At 67.8% G+C, this 15466-nt stretch carries 17 protein-coding genes; 5 read left to right on the top strand and 12 right to left on the bottom strand.

Going from position 1 to position 15466, the window contains the following annotated elements; translation table 11 throughout:
• Positions 1–259 precede the first annotated feature (259 nt).
• Both MXF70_RS05890 and MXF70_RS05885 read left to right on the top strand, forming a co-directional pair.
• Positions 260–574, top strand: a complete 315-nt coding sequence (locus tag MXF70_RS05890) for a HalOD1 output domain-containing protein (RefSeq protein WP_248518072.1) — start codon at positions 260–262, stop codon at positions 572–574.
• Positions 571–726 (top strand): hypothetical protein, encoded by a 156-nt coding sequence (locus tag MXF70_RS05885; RefSeq protein WP_248518071.1) that lies wholly within the window; start codon positions 571–573, stop codon positions 724–726. Before MXF70_RS05890 ends, MXF70_RS05885 begins: the two co-directional genes overlap by 4 nt.
• Positions 727–859: 133 nt before the next feature.
• On the opposite strand, the gene MXF70_RS05880 is transcribed toward MXF70_RS05885, so the two are convergent.
• From MXF70_RS05880 to MXF70_RS05865, 4 genes are all read right to left on the bottom strand, one after another.
• Positions 860–1627 carry a PspA/IM30 family protein gene (locus tag MXF70_RS05880; protein ID WP_248518070.1) on the bottom strand — a complete coding sequence of 256 codons (768 nt, stop codon included), beginning with the start codon at positions 1625–1627 and terminating at the stop codon, positions 860–862.
• A gap of 190 nt (positions 1628–1817) precedes the next feature.
• On the bottom strand, positions 1818–2486 hold the full coding sequence (locus tag MXF70_RS05875; protein WP_248518069.1) for a DUF7114 family protein: 669 nt from the start codon (positions 2484–2486) through the stop codon (positions 1818–1820).
• A 282-nt stretch (positions 2487–2768) separates the two neighbouring features.
• On the bottom strand, positions 2769–3977 hold the full coding sequence (locus MXF70_RS05870) for a pyridoxal-phosphate-dependent aminotransferase family protein (protein WP_248518068.1): 1209 nt from the start codon (positions 3975–3977) through the stop codon (positions 2769–2771).
• A 79-nt stretch (positions 3978–4056) separates the two neighbouring features.
• Entirely contained in the window at positions 4057–4473 is a 417-nt protein-coding gene (locus MXF70_RS05865) for an SRPBCC family protein (RefSeq protein ID WP_248518067.1), read from the bottom strand.
• Positions 4474–4651: 178 nt separating this feature from the next.
• Between MXF70_RS05865 and MXF70_RS05860 the strand changes: the two genes are divergently transcribed.
• Positions 4652–5380, top strand: coding sequence for an enoyl-CoA hydratase/isomerase family protein (locus MXF70_RS05860; protein WP_259370405.1), 729 nt, complete (start codon positions 4652–4654; stop codon positions 5378–5380).
• A gap of 143 nt (positions 5381–5523) precedes the next feature.
• Here MXF70_RS05860 and MXF70_RS05855 read toward each other — a convergent pair whose 3' ends face one another.
• From MXF70_RS05855 to MXF70_RS05830, 6 genes are all read right to left on the bottom strand, one after another.
• The gene (locus MXF70_RS05855) at positions 5524–6813 is read right to left on the bottom strand and encodes an AbrB/MazE/SpoVT family DNA-binding domain-containing protein (protein WP_248518066.1); all 1290 of its coding nucleotides are present in this window, start codon (positions 6811–6813) and stop codon (positions 5524–5526) included.
• 42 nt (positions 6814–6855) lie between these two features.
• Positions 6856–7620 carry a phosphate signaling complex protein PhoU gene (phoU, locus tag MXF70_RS05850; RefSeq protein ID WP_248518065.1) on the bottom strand — a complete coding sequence of 255 codons (765 nt, stop codon included), beginning with the start codon at positions 7618–7620 and terminating at the stop codon, positions 6856–6858.
• Between the two features lie 7 nt (positions 7621–7627).
• Positions 7628–8572 (bottom strand): phosphate ABC transporter ATP-binding protein PstB, encoded by a 945-nt coding sequence (gene pstB / locus MXF70_RS05845; RefSeq protein WP_259370404.1) that lies wholly within the window; start codon positions 8570–8572, stop codon positions 7628–7630.
• Positions 8573–8593: 21 nt separating this feature from the next.
• Positions 8594–10285: a phosphate ABC transporter permease PstA gene (gene pstA, locus MXF70_RS05840; protein WP_248518064.1), complete on the bottom strand. Its 1692-nt coding sequence runs from the start codon at positions 10283–10285 to the stop codon at positions 8594–8596.
• Positions 10282–11355 carry a phosphate ABC transporter permease subunit PstC gene (pstC, locus tag MXF70_RS05835; RefSeq protein ID WP_248518063.1) on the bottom strand — a complete coding sequence of 358 codons (1074 nt, stop codon included), beginning with the start codon at positions 11353–11355 and terminating at the stop codon, positions 10282–10284. The genes pstA and pstC overlap by 4 nt, the downstream gene beginning before the upstream one ends.
• Positions 11356–11542: 187 nt before the next feature.
• Entirely contained in the window at positions 11543–12697 is a 1155-nt protein-coding gene (locus MXF70_RS05830) for a PstS family phosphate ABC transporter substrate-binding protein (protein ID WP_248518062.1), read from the bottom strand.
• Between the two features lie 230 nt (positions 12698–12927).
• Between MXF70_RS05830 and MXF70_RS05825 the strand changes: the two genes are divergently transcribed.
• On the top strand, positions 12928–13833 hold the full coding sequence (locus MXF70_RS05825; RefSeq protein WP_248518061.1) for a YkgJ family cysteine cluster protein: 906 nt from the start codon (positions 12928–12930) through the stop codon (positions 13831–13833).
• Positions 13834–14228: 395 nt separating this feature from the next.
• On the opposite strand, the gene MXF70_RS05820 is transcribed toward MXF70_RS05825, so the two are convergent.
• Positions 14229–14555: a DUF7126 family protein gene (locus tag MXF70_RS05820; protein WP_248518060.1), complete on the bottom strand. Its 327-nt coding sequence runs from the start codon at positions 14553–14555 to the stop codon at positions 14229–14231.
• Between the two features lie 64 nt (positions 14556–14619).
• Positions 14620–14979, bottom strand: a complete 360-nt coding sequence (locus MXF70_RS05815; protein ID WP_248518059.1) for a hypothetical protein — start codon at positions 14977–14979, stop codon at positions 14620–14622.
• A 134-nt stretch (positions 14980–15113) separates the two neighbouring features.
• Between MXF70_RS05815 and MXF70_RS05810 the strand changes: the two genes are divergently transcribed.
• Positions 15114–15452: a MarR family transcriptional regulator gene (locus MXF70_RS05810; protein WP_248518058.1), complete on the top strand. Its 339-nt coding sequence runs from the start codon at positions 15114–15116 to the stop codon at positions 15450–15452.
• Positions 15453–15466 lie beyond the last annotated feature (14 nt).

The following is a 15466-nucleotide window of genomic DNA, read 5'->3' as shown; positions in this document are numbered from 1 at the left end:
CGGTAAGACGCGATTTCCACGCCACGAGGCGACGGCTACTGTCGATTAACCCACTGAGTAGCTGCGTCTTGCCACAGAGATGATTTCCACCGGCAGCGCGTTCGTCGCGATCGGGCGAGGGACGCCCGGCAACCGGCGTTGCCAGTGTCCCCGGCGACCACCGGGTACTCAGCAGCGTATATCTATACCCCCCGTCGGCTCCGGCCCAAATACACATACCGGACAGCCCGATACCCGTCGTTTCCCTACGACATCGTGCATGGGGATCGCACCAAACGACGACCTCGAACTGCAAGCAAGCCCGGCCGACGGCGCCCAGACTGCCGTTCCCGTTAGCTCGCAAGAACCGCCAAGCCTCACCATCGTAACGGCGATCGCGAACGCCATCGGCGACGACCCGACGGCCATGAATCCGCTCTACGAGACGGTCGACACCGACGCCCTGGACCGCCTCCTCGAGTCCGACGCCACGCTCGAGATCGTCTTCGAGTACGAGGGCCACGCCGTCGAGGTGGGGAGCGACGGCGTCGTGACCGTCGACGGCGAGCAACACAGCCCTGGTGATCGGGTGTGACCGGGTCGACCGAGCGCGAGCACGCACCGGGAGAGATCAGAGAAGAGTACGACGAGTACGACGTCGGAGAGTCCAGCATCGGCGTGATTTCCGATCCGGTCAACGAGCACGCCTGGATCTGGTCGGATACGGTCGCGACGCCGACGCCCTAACCACTTCTCGCGGGACGGGACGGACGATCTGAGTGACCACCTCGGTTAGCGAACGCGATAGCCCCGGGCGTCGCGGGAGAAAGGGGAGAGAAGGTGGAGAGAAAGGGGAGAAAAAACGGACAAAGAGAGACAGCTACGCGTCGCTGCCAACGTCGCGATCGGCCGACTTGCCATTCGTGGCCGTCGCTCCATCGAGTGCGGGCGTCCCGTCGACGCCGGCCTTGATCTCGACGAGTTCCTCGTCGATCTCGCCGTCCTCACTCATCGCCGAAAGCTCCCGTTCGAGCGGGCTCTGCGCCGTGAGCTGATTCTCGAGAACGCCCTCCGCTTCCAGCTCGTCGAGCGCGGCCGACCGGGCCTCCAGCTCCTCGGTGCGGTCCTCGGCGCGCTCGATCGCGCGGGTGACGTCCGTGAGCTCGTCGCCGGCGCCGGTGACCGCCTCCGAGACGCGGGTGCTGGCCTCGGCGGCTTCGTGACGGGCCTTCAGCGTCTCCTTGCGGGTGCGGAACTGTTCGACGCGCTCCTGTAGTCGCTCCTTCGTCTCGACGAGGTCGTCCTGGGTCGACTCGAGGTCCGCGATTCGTTCCTCGAGCGCCTCGATCTGAGAGGTCTTCGTCCGCTTCTTCTCTAACGCCCGGCGTGCGAGGTCGTCGCGATCCTGCTCGACGGCGCGACGAGCCTGCTGGTCGTGTTTCTCGACGGTCTCCTCGAGCCGGCGGCGTTGGCGTTCGAGGCGCTTGGTCTGGGTCGTCAGGTCCGCGATGCCCCGCTTCACGTCCTGGAGCTCGTCCCGGAGCTGCTCGTAGGAGTAATCGAGCGTCTCCGCGGGATCCTCGACGCGGCCGATCGTCGCGTTGACCTTCGAGCGGACGACGTACGATGCGCGTGCTATGATGCCCATGGCTACCACATCGCACTCTGGACGCAAAAATCTGACCGACGCTCTGGGACTGAAACCGCTGAGTAGGCGAAGTTGCCGTTCGTACCGGATGGGGACGGCTACGGAACGGCAAAAGAAGTAGCGACCCGAACGAAATCGTGAGAAAACGAACTACAACGACTTTGTGGGAGCCTGTGCGGACCGCTCCTGCTCAGGGATCCATCGTCGAGGGGCGCGAGCGGTCCTCCGCTCCCGGCTCTGCGGTGGCAACGATCCGCTCGACGTTCCCGTCGACGTCCGCGATCCGATCGTCGTCAGGGAGCGGATCGGCGTCGATGTCGACGGCCAGTTCTCGCGCGTACTCGAGCAGCCCCGGCGGCACCGTCTGAACGGCGAGATCCGCGCCAGCCGCGATCGCTAGCACGACGAAATCCGCTTCGAGGGACGGTTCGCCCGCATCGGTGCTCCGCGATTCGTCGGCGTCGCGGGAGTGCGTGCGACCGAACCGCCGAATGATCTCGACGACGCGCCCGCGGACGCCCGTGTGTGCGAGCTGATTGAGCCCCTTCGCGACGAGTACCTCCGCGGCGACCACGTCCACGTCTGGATCGCCCTCCCCCGCAGGCGGCCAGGGCTCGGTCTCGACCAGCCGTCGCGTGAGCCGAAGCCCCTCGTAGGTGAGTTGGACCCCGGCGGCGCGCTCGGCGGCAGCCTCGACGGACACCGCACCGTCGATGGCCCGGGCGGTCCGGACCGTGAGTACGCCCGGCGTGAGCGGTCGCCCCTCCAGCGTCCGCTCGAGACGTGCCCGGAACGGATCCGGATCGATCGAGCGTAGCGACTCCCGAAGCGCCTCGCGGACGCGCGGGGCCTCCTCCATGGCCGTGGCCTTGGGGGACTGCGGGCAAAGACCTTTGGAAACGCCTCAGGGAGCGGGTGGAGCACGGCGATGTGGAGACGCTTCCGCAGGCAACCGTTTGGAAGCCCCCTCCAGTCTCGGAAGAGCAAGCTCTTCCGACCTTCGCAGGATCGAGGATCCTGCTCAGTCCCACCCGGTGGATTTTGTCGAATGGCAGGGAACCCTGTGGAGTGTGAAAGGTCGCGTTCGGCGGCGGTTGCGGCAGTCGTGCGAAGGCGTGGAGAATCCAGGTGCCAACGGGGTTCAGAGCGCGTCGAGCGTGGCAGCGCGGCCCGCGTCGGCGTCGACGTCTGCGCCCATCTCCGCCAGCGTCTGGCCGAGGGCGTCGACGACGTAAGCGACGTTCTTCGGACGGGCGGAGTAGCCCATGCAGCCGATGCGGAAGATGTCGCCCTCCAGATCACCCAGCCCGCTGGCGATTTCGAGGTCGTATCGTTCGAGGAGCGTCTCGATGACCTGGCAGTCGTCGACGCCGTCGGGAACGCGGACCGCGTTGAGGCTGGGCAGCCAGTACTCGTCGGCCGGGTTGAGGCCCAGCCCCATCGCCTCCATGCCCGCCTTGAGCGCGCCGGCCATCTCGCGGTGGCGCGCCCAGCGCGCCTCGATTCCCTCCTCGGCGACGAGCCGCAGGGCCTCCCGGAGCGCGTAGACGTTCGTGATCGGCGCGGTGTGGTGATAGGCGCGTTCCTCGCCCCAGTAATCGTCGAGCAGGGAGAGGTCGAGATACCACGATCGGGCAGGCTCGTCGCGGTCGCGGACCTTCGCCATCGCGCGGTCGTTGAGCGTGAGCGGGCTGGCGCCGGGCGGACAGGAGAGACACTTCTGGGGACCGGCGTAGGCCACGTCGATCCCCCACTCGTCGACGCGGAGTTCGACGCCGCCGATCGACGTGACGGTGTCGGCGACGACGAGCGCGTCGTGGTCGTGCGCGGCAGCGGTGAGTTCGGGCACGGCAGTCTGCCTGGCGCCCGTCGAGGTCTCGGCGTGGACGAACCCGAAGACGTCGGGGTCGTGGGTTGCGAGCGCGTCCTCGACGTCCGCGGGATCGAGTGGCTCGCCCCACGGCGCGTCGACCTCGACGACGTCGCCGCCGGCGCGGGCCACCATCGAGGCCATCCGGCCGCCGAAGTAGCCGTTCGTCGGGACGAGCATCGTGTCGCCGGGCTCGACCACGTTGCCGATCGCGGCCTCCATCGCCGCCGATCCGGTGCCGGAAACCGGGAACGTCCACTCGTTGTCGGTGCGGAAGGTGTACCGGAGGAGCTCCTGCACCTCGTCCATGATCTCGACGAAGGAGGGGTCGAGGTGGCCGACGAGCGGCGTGCTCATCGCCCGCAGCACGCGGGGGTGCACGTCGCTCGGGCCCGGGCCCATCAGCGTGCGATCCGGCGGCGTGAGTTCGCCGACCGCCGGTGGCGTGGCTGGATCCTCTGTAACTGTGTCGTCGGACATGCGCGGGGGCAGAACGCCCAGCGCCCTAAATCAGGGGGTCCCGACGAAGGAGAGCGCAGAACCGTCCGGGAGAGCCGCCTCAGGCAGTCTCTGCGTCGATCGACGCGAGGAGCTTCGACAGCTCCGCGTCGATATTTCGCTCGAAGTACCGCTCGACGCCCGGGAGCTTGCCGTCCACGGCGAACCGCGAGCGGACCCGCGTTCCGTCCTCGAGCGCCGTCAGTTCGTGTTCGCCCTCCACCGTGAAGGCCTTCGAGTCGCCCGCAAACCGGACGAACGCCGGCGGGTCGCGCTCCTCGTCGCGGGTCCGGACCGAGATCGTCCGACGGATCAGCGGGATCGGTAGCTCGACCTGCCAGACGTACTCCTGGCCCTCCACCCGGTAGGAGTCGACCACGCTGATCGCCCGAGCGCGACGTGCCGGATCAGCGAGGACCTCCCACGCCGCCTCGATGGGTGCATCGACCGTCACGACGCGCTCTACCTCCACGACCATTTCGTATGCCCGTTTGGGTGGCCGACCGTAAAGACTCACGACACGCGCCGGGCGATCAGAGCGCTTCGGGAGGATTCTGACCGAGGCAGATCGGGCTGAGCCAGGCCGAGTCGAGGTAGGATTCCGAACGGACCCCGCCCAGGACAACACCCAAGCCGGCACCGACGCGAGTGACCCCATGATCCGAACGGAAACGCGAACTACCGACGCCGGCGCCACCATCCGCACCGTCACGTTCGACCGGCCGGAGCGACGGAACGCCCTCACGCCCGACGGGCTCGACCAGCTTGCGGATGCGATCGCTGACGCCACCGAACCAGTCATACTGCTGCGCGGCGCCGGCGACGCGTTCTGTGCCGGCGCCGATCTCGACGTGGTCGAGGGGCTCCAGGATCGGGACGCTGCCGAGGCCTTCGCCCGACACGGCCAACGGGTCGCGCGGACGATCGAGACTGCCGACCCGGTCGTCGTGGCCGGAATCGACGGCGCCGCCCGCGGCGGCGGGCTCGAACTCGCGCTCGCCTGCGATCTCCGGGTCGCCACGCCGGCGGCCACGATGGCAGAGCCGGGCGTCGATCTCGGCCTGTTCGGCGCCTGGGGCGGGACCGTCCGTCTCCGGGAGATCTGCGGGCTCGGCGACGCGATGGACCTCGCGTGCTCCGGCAGAGTAATCGACGCCGCGGCGGCCCGCCGAATCGGCCTCGTTTCGCGGATCGTCGAGGACGCTGGCGATTCCGACCAGCGAGACGCACTCCTCGACGTCGCGGTCGAGCTGGCGAGCGTCGATTCCTCGGCGCTCCGGACCGTGAAGCGGCGGCTTCGCGACGACGCGGATCCAGCGACACAGGCCGAGCGGTCGGCAGAAGCGTTCGGGGAGCTGGTCGAGACGCGGAATCGGCGCCAGTAGAAGCGCTCGAAGAAGTGGCGGACCGAACCGGAACGGTCGGGGCGAAATGGAGCGGCGGTGAACTGGCGGGCCGAAGCGGACTGGTCGGGCCAAAACGGGCGGATCGGACCGATGGTGACGACCGACCTGGAGGATCGCGCCGATCAGCTGTCTCCGTCGGGGGCCGTTTCTGGTGGGACCGTCTCGACCGATCCCTCTGCGTGCTCGCCGTCGACCGCATCGATCGCCTCGCAGGGATCGGAGGCGGCCGACTCGTCCGTTTCCGGATGCCCGGCGGGCGTCGTCGCGTCGAGGAGGTCCTGGGAGCGATCCATAGATGTCGCCGCGTTCGCTGGCGACGCGGAGCGTTCGTCGCGGCGGATCGATCCCCGGAGACCGATCCGTGCGATCGCGACGCCGTGATCGGCGGTCCGTCGGCAGTGTTCGAGCGCCTGGACACGGGAGATCGGCCACTCGGTGGTGAGGCGATCCAGGTCGGCGTCGCCGAGGGCCTCGCGGAGTTCGACGCCGCGTTCGATCGCCGCGGGCGCCGCTGCCGGATCGGCGTCGCCCGCGACCGCCGCGGTCGCAGTCTCGACGACGTCGCAGGCGCGCTCGCCGAGATCGGCGAGTTCAGTGCAGTCGGCGAACGCCGGGCGACCCTCCAGCCAGGACAGCGTGGAGGGCTCCTCGGAGCCGTGGGCCGGCGACGTCGCGCTCGCGGCGAGGTCGCCGATCCGACGGGCGTCGGCTGCGATCCGCTGGAGCTCTCTGGCGATCGCGCGACAGTCGGCCAGCTCCTGGCGAGTGGCATCGACTCCCTCCGGCGTCGCGAGCATGGAGAGTCCGCGCTGGAACTGTCGTTCGACCAGCGCGAACAGGCGATCGGCCTCGGCGTGTCGATCCGCCGGCTCGGGCGTTCCACTCGACGCGTCTTCGGCGTCGTTCGTGTCAGGAGCCACCCCGGTCGCTGCCGGATCGGCGATCGGTGCGATCGCCTCGCGGTGCATCGCCATCGTAACGAACGCGAGCTGGCGGACGGACTGCTCGATCGAGACCTGCGCGCCGTCGAGGAGGACGCGGACGACCATCCGGTCCTCGCGCTCCTCGACGACGGCGCTACCGGGCAGTTCGTCGGTGACCTGGCCGACGGCTCGGCGCTGGGTCCGCGTGAGTGCGTCCACCGCCTCGATTTCGAGCGCGTCGAGCCCGGCTGCGTAGGCGGCACGGACCGCCGATTCGAGACGTGCTGGATCCTCGTGATCGACGCGAACGGTTCGCTCGGCAGCGGCGTCGTCATCGCCCGGTTCGACGACGAGCACGTCGTCTGGATGGGCAGCGACGGTGACGGCGGAGCCCGCAGCGAGTCCCTGAGACTCCGCCCAGGACTTCGGGAGCGAGACGCTGAACGTCGAGCCGCCGACCTTCTGGATCTTGCGCGTTTCTCGAGTCATGGGAGATGTGGGTGGAGGGTCATCGGTGGAGATGGTGCGCCATCAGACGATCAGCGTCGGGTCGTGTTCGGCCGCGTAGTAGGTCCGCCCGGCGACGTTGACGGCGTGGTCGCCGATGCGTTCGAGATCGCGGATCGTGAGCAGCACCCGGGAGACGTCGTCGAGCGCGTGTTCGACGTCCCACTCCGTCGCCGCGTCGTCGGTGGTGCCCGATCCCTCGAGATCGGAGCCAGTCGCGAGCAGCTGCCGGACGACGTCCTCGCCGGCGTGTTGACAGAGCACGTCGAGTTCGTCGTCGCGCTGGCCGATCTCGAGGCAGGCATCGGCGTCCTCGGTCTCGAACGCGCGGAGCGCGTCGCCGAGCATCGCCTGCGCGTCCCGACCGATCTCGATGACGCTGGCCGGCGCCGCGTCCAGACTGGCCGTTTCGAGGTCGCCGGACGCCGCCGCAGTCGCGGCGAGCAGCGGTCGGTCGGCGTCGCCGGCGGCCAGCGCGTACTGGCCGAGGTTCGTCGCGAGGTCGCCGACGCGCTCGAGATCGGTGCAGATCTTGAACGCGGCGGCGACGAACCGGAGATCGCTGGCGACGGGCTGCTGGAGCGCGAACAGATCCACGCAGCGGGCTTCGAGATCGAGGTATCGTTCGTTGACCGCCGCGTCGCCGTCGACGACGTCGCTCGCGAGGTCGGCGTCGGCTGTCTCCAGCGCGGTCAGCGCGTCGTCGAGCTGGGCCAGTACGTGATCGCCCATCCCGACGACGTCCTGACGGAGGTCGTCCAGCTGATTCTGGAATGACTCGCGGGGCACCGCGAGATCACCCGAACTTGCCGGAGATGTAGTCCTCGACGCGCTGGCTCTCCGGGTCCTCGAACACCTGGTCGGTCTCGCCGTACTCGACGAGTTCGCCACCGGTGAGAAAGACGGCGGTCTGGTCGGAGATGCGCGCGGCCTGTTGCATGTTGTGCGTCACGACGACGACCGTGTACTCCTCTGCGAGCTCCTCGATGAGGTCCTCGATTTTCGCGGTCGCGATCGGGTCGAGTGCGCTCGCGGGCTCGTCCATCAGGATGACGTCGGGATCGACGGCCAGACAGCGGGCGATGCAGAGGCGCTGTTGTTGCCCGCCGGAGAGGCCGAGCGCGTTGTCGTCGAGGCGATCCTGAACCTCCTCCCAGAGCGCGGCCTGTCGCAGGCAGCGCTCGACGAGCTCCTCGCGCTGCTCGGTGTCGTCGCGGCCGAGCAGCTTCGGGAGCAGCCCCGTCGAGATGTCGCCGTGTTTGCGCGGGCCGTAGGAGACGTTGTCACGGATCGACTTCGGGAACGGGTTCGGCGACTGAAACACCATCCCGATGCGCCGGCGCAGCTCGACGAGGTCGACGCCGTCCTGATAGAGCTCCTCGCCCTCCAGCTGGACCGAGCCGTCGACGCGGGCGCTCTTGATCCGGTCGTTCATGCGGTTGAGACACCGCAGATACGTCGATTTCCCACAGCCGGAGGGGCCGATGAGCGCGGTGACGCTCTCCTCGGGGATCTCCATCGAGACGCTCTGGAGCGCCTGCTCCTCGCCGTAGTAGACGTCGAGATCCTCGACGGAGAGTTTTGGCTCGCCGGCGAACTCGTAGTTGCGCCAGTGGTCCTCGATGCGCTCCTCGGACTCGCCGGTCGTCGTTCGGCCGGCGGATCCGCCGATCGCGCCGCCAGCGTCGTCGGTCGTTCGCTGCGATGCGTCCTCGGTCTGCGTCGTGTTTGCTTCACTCATGGATGGTAGCCTCGGATTCGATCACTCGTAGTTCAGTTTCCGCCGGAAGTAGAGCCGGCTCGCGACGCCGATGGCGAAAAAGCCCATCACGACCAGCAAGAGGACCAGCGCCGTCCCCCAGCCGAACTCGGATAGAGAGAACACCTCTGGCTTGGGCGAGCTGCCCGCCGTGATCGAGGTGTAGAGCTGGAAGGGGAGCGCCGTTCCGCGCTCGGTGAGTGCCGAGTTCGTGATGAACGGCGGCTGCAGGCTGAAGGAGAACGATTCCAGAATCCCCTTGCCGCCGCTGACCGGCGACTTGGTCGACGGATACGGCTGGCCGCCGAAGACCAGCAGGAGCGGTGCCGTCTCACCGGCGATCCGGCCGACGCCGAGAATCACGCCGGTGATGACGCCGGGCATCGCCGCCGGGAGCACGACGCTTCGAACCGTCTTCCACCGGGAGACGCCGAGTGCTGCGGAGGCGTCGCGGTACTCGTCGGGTACGGAGATGATCGCCTCCCGACTGGTGATCAACACGAGCGGGAGCAACATGAACCCGAGAACGAGCTGTGCGACGATCATCGATCGGCCTCCGTTGCTGAGTCGCGGCATGAGAAACGCCATACCGAAGAGACCGAAGACGATGCTCGGCGTGCTCCAGAGCCCGTTGGTGACGACCTCGACGAGCTGCGTGATCCGACCGCGTTCGACGTACTCCGTCAGGAAGATCGCGGCGCCGATCCCGAGGGGGACGGCGACCACCAGTGCTCCGATCACCAGCCAGATGGTGCCGAGAATCGCGGGCCAGACGCCGGGAACGTCGACGAACAGGCCGCCCGGCTGATTGAAGACGAACGGAAGGTTGGCGTCGAACCAGGGAACGGCCCAGTCGACGACAGGGAGGACGAGTCGACCGCCCCACCCATCGAACGACGCGCCGGTCGAGAGCGTCGCGAACCCTTTGTCGACGATGAAGTAGACGAGCATCCCGAGGACGCCCAGCGTCGCTGCGACCGACACGCCGATGAGATAGTACGCGCCGCGCTGGCGGCCTGTCGCGCCGAACCCCTCGCTGATCTTGGCGAGCGTCCAGCAGCCCAGCAGGGAGGTGACGAAGAAGGCGAACGGTAACACCTCGCTGCCCGGGAAGACGACGGTCGTCCAGCCGGGCTCATAGGTCCAGGGCACTGTGAGCGGACCGACGAGCGCGAACATGCCGAGCGGGACGAGCAGGGCGGACACTGGGAGCGTGGCGCCGAGATCCTCGCGGGGAAGCACCACCGCGAGGAACCCGACGACGCCCCCGAGCAGGGACAGTAGGATGCCCAGGGGAACCGGGATTCCGGAGAAGATCCAGACGGAACTCCCCGGCCAGTAGACCATACGAAGCCCCGCAACTACCGTGACGAGCACGGCCGTGACGACGGCCCAGAGGCTCCCGACGAATGCACCGGTGAACAGGCCCGCGGTGCGGTCGGATGTCGACTGGAGCGCGCCGACGTAGCTCGCGACGCCGAGCCCGCCGATCGCGAGGCCCTGGACGAGCACGGAGATTGCGAACAGCTCGACGATCGGCAGCCCGAGATACTCGTTGGTCTCGCCGACCTGCTGGAAGAGAACCAGCCAGCCCATCAGCACCGTCAGCAGGGACAGCGCCATCGTCGGGAGCGTCGTCGCGTTCCGGAGCCGCGCCACGCCGGCGACGACGCCGGTGTCGTCGATGGTGCTCACGATTCACCACCCAGCTTGCGGTACATCCGCCACTCGACGTACTGCGCACCGATACTCAACGACATCACCGAGACGAACAGGACGACGCCCGCCGCGAAGAGGGCGCTCTCGTGCATCCCCCCGGTGGCGTTGGGCGCCTCCTGTGCGATCACTGTCGTCAGCGTCTCGCCGTAGCGGGAGAAGACGTCGAAGAACGGGACGGGAATCCCTTTGCTGTGGGAGAGCATCACCGTCGCCGCCATCGTCTCGCCCATGGCCCGGCCGACGCCGAGCATGACGGCGGCCGAGACGCCGGAGAAGGCCGCGGGGATGGTGACGCTCTTGGTGGTCTGCCACTCCGTCGACCCCATCGCCAGCGAGCCGCTCTTCATCGACTCGGGTACCGCCGAGAGCGCGTCCTCCGCGACGCTGACGACCGTCGGCAGCGACATCAGCCCGATCATCAGACCGGCCGCGAAGTAGGAGGCGATCGTCGGCGTCTGGAACTGCGCGTAGAAGTACTGGTTGACGAGCACCAGTCCGACGAACCCGTACGTGATCGAGGGGATGCCGGCGAGCAGTTCGACGCCGGGCTTGACCACGACGCGAACCCGTTCGGGGGCCATCTCGCTGAGGAACACCGCACCGGCGATGCCGATCGGCGCCGCGACCATCGTCGCGATCACGGTCGTCAGCGCCGTCCCGACGAGCAGCGGCGTCAGCGAGTAGTTGCCCTCGGGGCTGGGCGGCTCCCAGAAGGGCCCCTCCAACATCCAGAGCAGCTCGACGCCCATGTGCTCGAAGGCGTCGCGAGCGTGCACGAGTAGATAGCCAACGATGAGGAGCATGACCGAGACGGTCAACGCCGCGGCCAGCAGCGTCAGGCCCCTCGCTGTCTCTCCCTGGTGGGTGCGCCAGCCGACGGCCGTGAGTCCGACCATGCCGAGCAGCGGAACGCCGAACAGCCCGCTGCCACGCCAGAACAGCCCGGCAGCCGCGACGAAGAGCGCGGCGCCGAGCACGTGGATCGCGATCGCACCGGGCGCCGTGCGCTGGCGGTAGTCGCGAATACGATACTGTAGGTCGGTCATGGATGGCTCAACGACTGTCGTCGACGGTGGTCGGGATCTGTGGTCATCGGGTGGTGATCTGTTGATCAGTGTCGGCCTTGGGAGCAGTTCCGGACCGTCAGTGAGAGTTCAAGTGGGGAGTTCGGGGCGATCCCGGTCGGTTCGACTGGTATCGCCGTCCTCGCGGTCAGCGTCCGCTGACGGTCGCTTACTCGTAGTTCGAGGCGGCGACCTTCTCGCGCTGGGCCTCGAGGCGGTCCTCCGGAAGCTGGAAGTAGTTGTTCCCGGCGACGAACCGCTCCTGGCCGAAGTCACTCAACAGGAAGTTGATGAAGCAGGCCTCCTTCCGGGAGGTGTCCTTCCAGGTGTAGGCGTGGAGGTCACGCGAAAGGGGGTACTCCTGGGCGCCGAGGTTCTTGCCGTACTCGTACATCGTGCCGTCGATCTCGAGCCCGATCGGGGGCGTGTCGCCCTCGGCGTCGACGAACGCGAGCGCGATGTACGCGATCGCGTTGTCGGCCTGGCCGACCGCCTGCTTGAGCTGCTGGTTCTGTCCGAACCGCTGATCCGGGCTGATAGAGGCCTCGGGGTCGCCGTAGACGTTCGCGCGGAACGCGGTGTCCGTACCGGAGCCATCGGCGCGGCCGAGCGCGAGAATGTCTCGGTCGGGGCCGCCGACCTCGCTCCAGTTGGTGATCTCCTGGCGGTAGATGCCTCGGAGCTCCTCGATCGTGATCGACTCGAGGCCTGCGTCGGCGATCTCCGAGGAGACGACGATCGGCTGGCCGTCGACGCCGACGACGTGGTCGACGAAGCTGTCGAGCTGATCCTCGTTGCCGCTGCCCGCGAGTTCGGCCTCGGCGGACGCCGAGGAGTCGCCGATGTCGACGCGCTCCTCCATGACGCCCTCGATGCCCGTCCCGGAGTGGGAGAGCGCTATGGACGCGCGGAACGGCGGGCTCGATCGCTCACCAGTCGGCTCGTAGCCGTACAGCTGTGCGAAGTAGTCCGCGAGCCGCATGTCGGTGCCGTACTCGTCTGCCCACTCGGTGGGCCAGTAGTCCCCGTCGCCCGCCTCGGGGTTCGAGTTCCAGTAGCTGCCGCCGGTGTTCGTGATGGGGTAGACCGTCGAGGAGCCGTCCGCGGTCAGCACGCTCGTGTCCATGCTCTCCGAGGAGCCCCCGTCGGTGTTGCCCTGGCCCTGTCCACCGTCACCGTCGCCGCCGTCGCCGCTACCGTCACCGTCGCCATTGCCATCGCCGCTCGAACAGCCAGCCAGCATCGCCGCGCCGGCAGCGCCGGTGCCCAGAAGGATCTTTCGTCGCGATACGAGGTCGGATTCGGACGCTGACTCGCGTGCCATCACCAGAGAACAGCCCGGTTAATAGTAAGACAGTTTATAATAGTTATCCAGGGCGCTACGCCCCCCACAATCCCCATATACCCCAGATTCGAGCGATCTGGAGAACTATATAGACGTACAGTGATACTATTTCCTGCTACGTACCTGCCCCTCGTTTGCGACGCAGTCGTCGTGATTTGCGACCGCCGACCGTGCCGAGCCTTTTGACCACCGAGCACGTACCTTACCCCATGCGCGTGGACTGCGAGGGCTGTGCCGGTTGCTGCATCGACTGGCACGCGCTCGCGCCCGACGTCGAGGAGGCCGAGCAGACCGGCGACCGGCAACCACTCGACGACGCGACGAACTTCGTGCCCCTCGAACGTGACGAGATCCGGGCGATGCTCGACGCCGGCCACGGCGACGCGCTCAGGCCCCGGCTCTGGACGCTGCCAGAGGAAGAGGAGGAGGCCGACGCGGCCGCGGCCGAATCGACGAACGAACCCACCGCCCCGATCGAGATCGACGGCTATCGGCTCGCTGGCGTAAACGGCCGGCCGGTGTTCTACGTCGGCCTCCGGAAACCACCCAAGCCCGTCGCACCGGCCGGTCGCGAGGACCCGGCGTGGCTTCCGACCTGCACGTTCCTCGATCCCGACACGCTCCAGTGCCGGATCCACGACACCGAACTGTATCCCAACGCCTGCGCGGCCTATCCGGGATTCAATCTCCTCCTCGATCAGCAGACCGAATGCGAGCGCGTCGAAGCGTCCGGCGGGGGCGAGCGGCTGCTCGACGACGAGCCACCGAGCGATCCACCCGGCGTGGGGCTCGGCCCGCAGGCTCTGGGTGCGAAACTGTTCGCACACCCGGATCCCGGGGCGCTCGCGGGAACGATCGAGCGGATCGCGGACGGGGAGGGGACCAGAGACGACCGGCGGTCGTTCGTCACCACTGCCGCAGCGTCGGCACCCGGGACGTTGGCCGTGAGCGAGGGCTGGCGCGAGCGGGCAGGTGTGGCGTTCGACGACCAGTCGTCCTGGGTGAGCGACGCGATCGAGGAGTGGGAGGAGCTGGCCGGTGGCGAGGCAGATCCCACGCTCGGCGATCGGGTCGAGGAGGACCGCGGCGCCCCAGAGACCCCCGGATGGGACTGACGGATGCGACTGGTAGGGAAATCGTTCACTGACAGCGGATTGCGCTGGACAACAGACAGCTTGGAAGCCCCCTCCCGCTCGCGTCCGCTCGCTCGCTGCGGTCCTCAGTCGCGTTGCTCCTTACGGTCCTTACTTCCCGAGCGAACGCGAGCAGTCGGCCCCTTCCAGTCCCGCCCGGAGGATTTCGAGACGAGCTACGGTCTGGTGGATCGCCCAGCGGAGCGACCGCATTCGGGCGATCCCCGGGTGCTGAGCGCGCTCGGGATCCCGCCACGCTTCGCTCCTCGGACCATTCCCAGGGCGGGGCTTCCGTAGGCGGTCGCGGACCAGCCAATTCCCACGCACCTCCGTGATTTCCCTAGTAGTCAGGTCGCAAACGCCGAATCACCTGGCCGTCACTCCTCGGCGAGGGCGTCGGCGACGTCCTCGGGTCCGAGCAGTTCGGGGTCGACAGCGAGATCGGTCTGTGCGCTCACGAACTCGGGCAGCGCGGCGCGGTCGTACACCACGGCCCGAACGTCGGGATTCAGGTCGGTCGCGATGGGGATCGTCGTCGCCTCCTCGACGTCGGTGACGACGAGCAGATCGGCATCGACGATGCCGGCCTCTTCGAGCTCGGGTCGGGTTCCGACGTCCTCGACGCGGGTGACCGTGACGCCAGCGTCCTCGAGTGCGTCACCGAGTCCGTCCGCGTCTGGTCCGACGAGTACAGCACTGGTCATGTCGAGAGCAGACAGCGCCCTCGGCAATGTGTCTTGTCACACGCGGCCGGGGAGAGGTCACCTGTCAGGCCCACTCCGAGAGCGTTCGGTCGAGAGCCGACTCGTCGTAGGCGTCGAACCCACCGGCCTGCTCGAACCGGGAGAGCGTTGCCTCGACCTGAAGCTGTGAGTACCCGCAGGTGTCCCGAAGGCGGAGCGCGGCGAGCGCCTGGGAATCGGGGTCGTTGTACAGAAAATACCCGTCCGGCCCGCGATCGAGATAGGGCTCGTATCGGAGATCGTCGATCAGTTCGCGACCACGTCCCTGCGCCGACGACGCCAGAGCAGACCGGAGGAGCGTCTCCGCATCGACAGGCGACCCCCAGCCGTGCCGTCGCGCGAGCGTCCAGAGGAGACGGCATCTGATCTCGCGACCCGAAGGCATGGGACGCGTTCGCTGCGGCTTCGTACAAGAACTCGGGGGCACACGACCGCATAGCCCAGTGTAATATCAATGTAACACCGATGCCCAACACGTTTAACACTGAGTGCGTGCTACGGATCGGTATAGCCGACGCCATGAGCCAGGGAACACAGCGAAGCACCATCGACGACCGGGGGCCTACCGGCTGGCTAGTCCTCGCGAGGCACGAGAGCGTCGCGACGATCGTTGACGCGCTCCTCGACCACCCACCACACGCACAGTTCACACAGACGGAGCTGGCCGACGCCGCGGAGGTCAGTCGACAGTCGGTGCATCGGCATCTGGACCTGTTGCTGGACCTCGGCGTGCTCGAACCCGTCGAGGGAACGTCGCCACGGCGCTATCGGTTCGATCCCGAGAGCGACGTGAGCGAGGCGATCGTACGACTCGACGGCGCCGTCAACGCCGCTGGGCCGGGCCCGGACGCCGACTGAGGGTGCGGCTAGTG

Origin of the sequence: Salinarchaeum laminariae, from assembly GCF_023204835.1 — an archaeon.
In the GTDB taxonomy this organism is placed as follows: Archaea; Halobacteriota; Halobacteria; order Halobacteriales; family Salinarchaeaceae; genus Salinarchaeum; species Salinarchaeum laminariae.
The sequence above is the reverse complement of the archived record's forward strand: the minus strand, read 5'-3'. Positions and strand labels throughout refer to the sequence as shown.

Bases quoted from the DNA above. Each gene is read 5' to 3' on its own strand.
- MXF70_RS05890 (WP_248518072.1), top strand. From the start codon at position 260: ATGGGGATCGCACCAAACGACGACCTCGAACTGCAAGCAAGCCCGGCC.
- MXF70_RS05875 (WP_248518069.1), bottom strand. From the start codon at position 2,486: ATGGAGGAGGCCCCGCGCGTCCGCGAGGCGCTTCGGGAGTCGCTACGC.
- MXF70_RS05865 (WP_248518067.1), bottom strand. From the start codon at position 4,473: ATGGTCGTGGAGGTAGAGCGCGTCGTGACGGTCGATGCACCCATCGAG.
- MXF70_RS05860 (WP_259370405.1), top strand. From the start codon at position 4,652: ATGATCCGAACGGAAACGCGAACTACCGACGCCGGCGCCACCATCCGC.
- MXF70_RS05880 (WP_248518070.1), bottom strand. From the start codon at position 1,627: ATGGGCATCATAGCACGCGCATCGTACGTCGTCCGCTCGAAGGTCAAC.
- MXF70_RS05820 (WP_248518060.1), bottom strand. From the start codon at position 14,555: ATGACCAGTGCTGTACTCGTCGGACCAGACGCGGACGGACTCGGTGAC.
- MXF70_RS05825 (WP_248518061.1), top strand. From the start codon at position 12,928: ATGCGCGTGGACTGCGAGGGCTGTGCCGGTTGCTGCATCGACTGGCAC.
- MXF70_RS05815 (WP_248518059.1), bottom strand. From the start codon at position 14,979: ATGCCTTCGGGTCGCGAGATCAGATGCCGTCTCCTCTGGACGCTCGCG.
- pstB (WP_259370404.1), bottom strand. From the start codon at position 8,572: ATGAGTGAAGCAAACACGACGCAGACCGAGGACGCATCGCAGCGAACG.
- MXF70_RS05870 (WP_248518068.1), bottom strand. From the start codon at position 3,977: ATGTCCGACGACACAGTTACAGAGGATCCAGCCACGCCACCGGCGGTC.
- MXF70_RS05855 (WP_248518066.1), bottom strand. From the start codon at position 6,813: ATGACTCGAGAAACGCGCAAGATCCAGAAGGTCGGCGGCTCGACGTTC.
- MXF70_RS05830 (WP_248518062.1), bottom strand. From the start codon at position 12,697: ATGGCACGCGAGTCAGCGTCCGAATCCGACCTCGTATCGCGACGAAAG.
- MXF70_RS05810 (WP_248518058.1), top strand. From the start codon at position 15,114: ATGAGCCAGGGAACACAGCGAAGCACCATCGACGACCGGGGGCCTACC.
- pstC (WP_248518063.1), bottom strand. From the start codon at position 11,355: ATGACCGACCTACAGTATCGTATTCGCGACTACCGCCAGCGCACGGCG.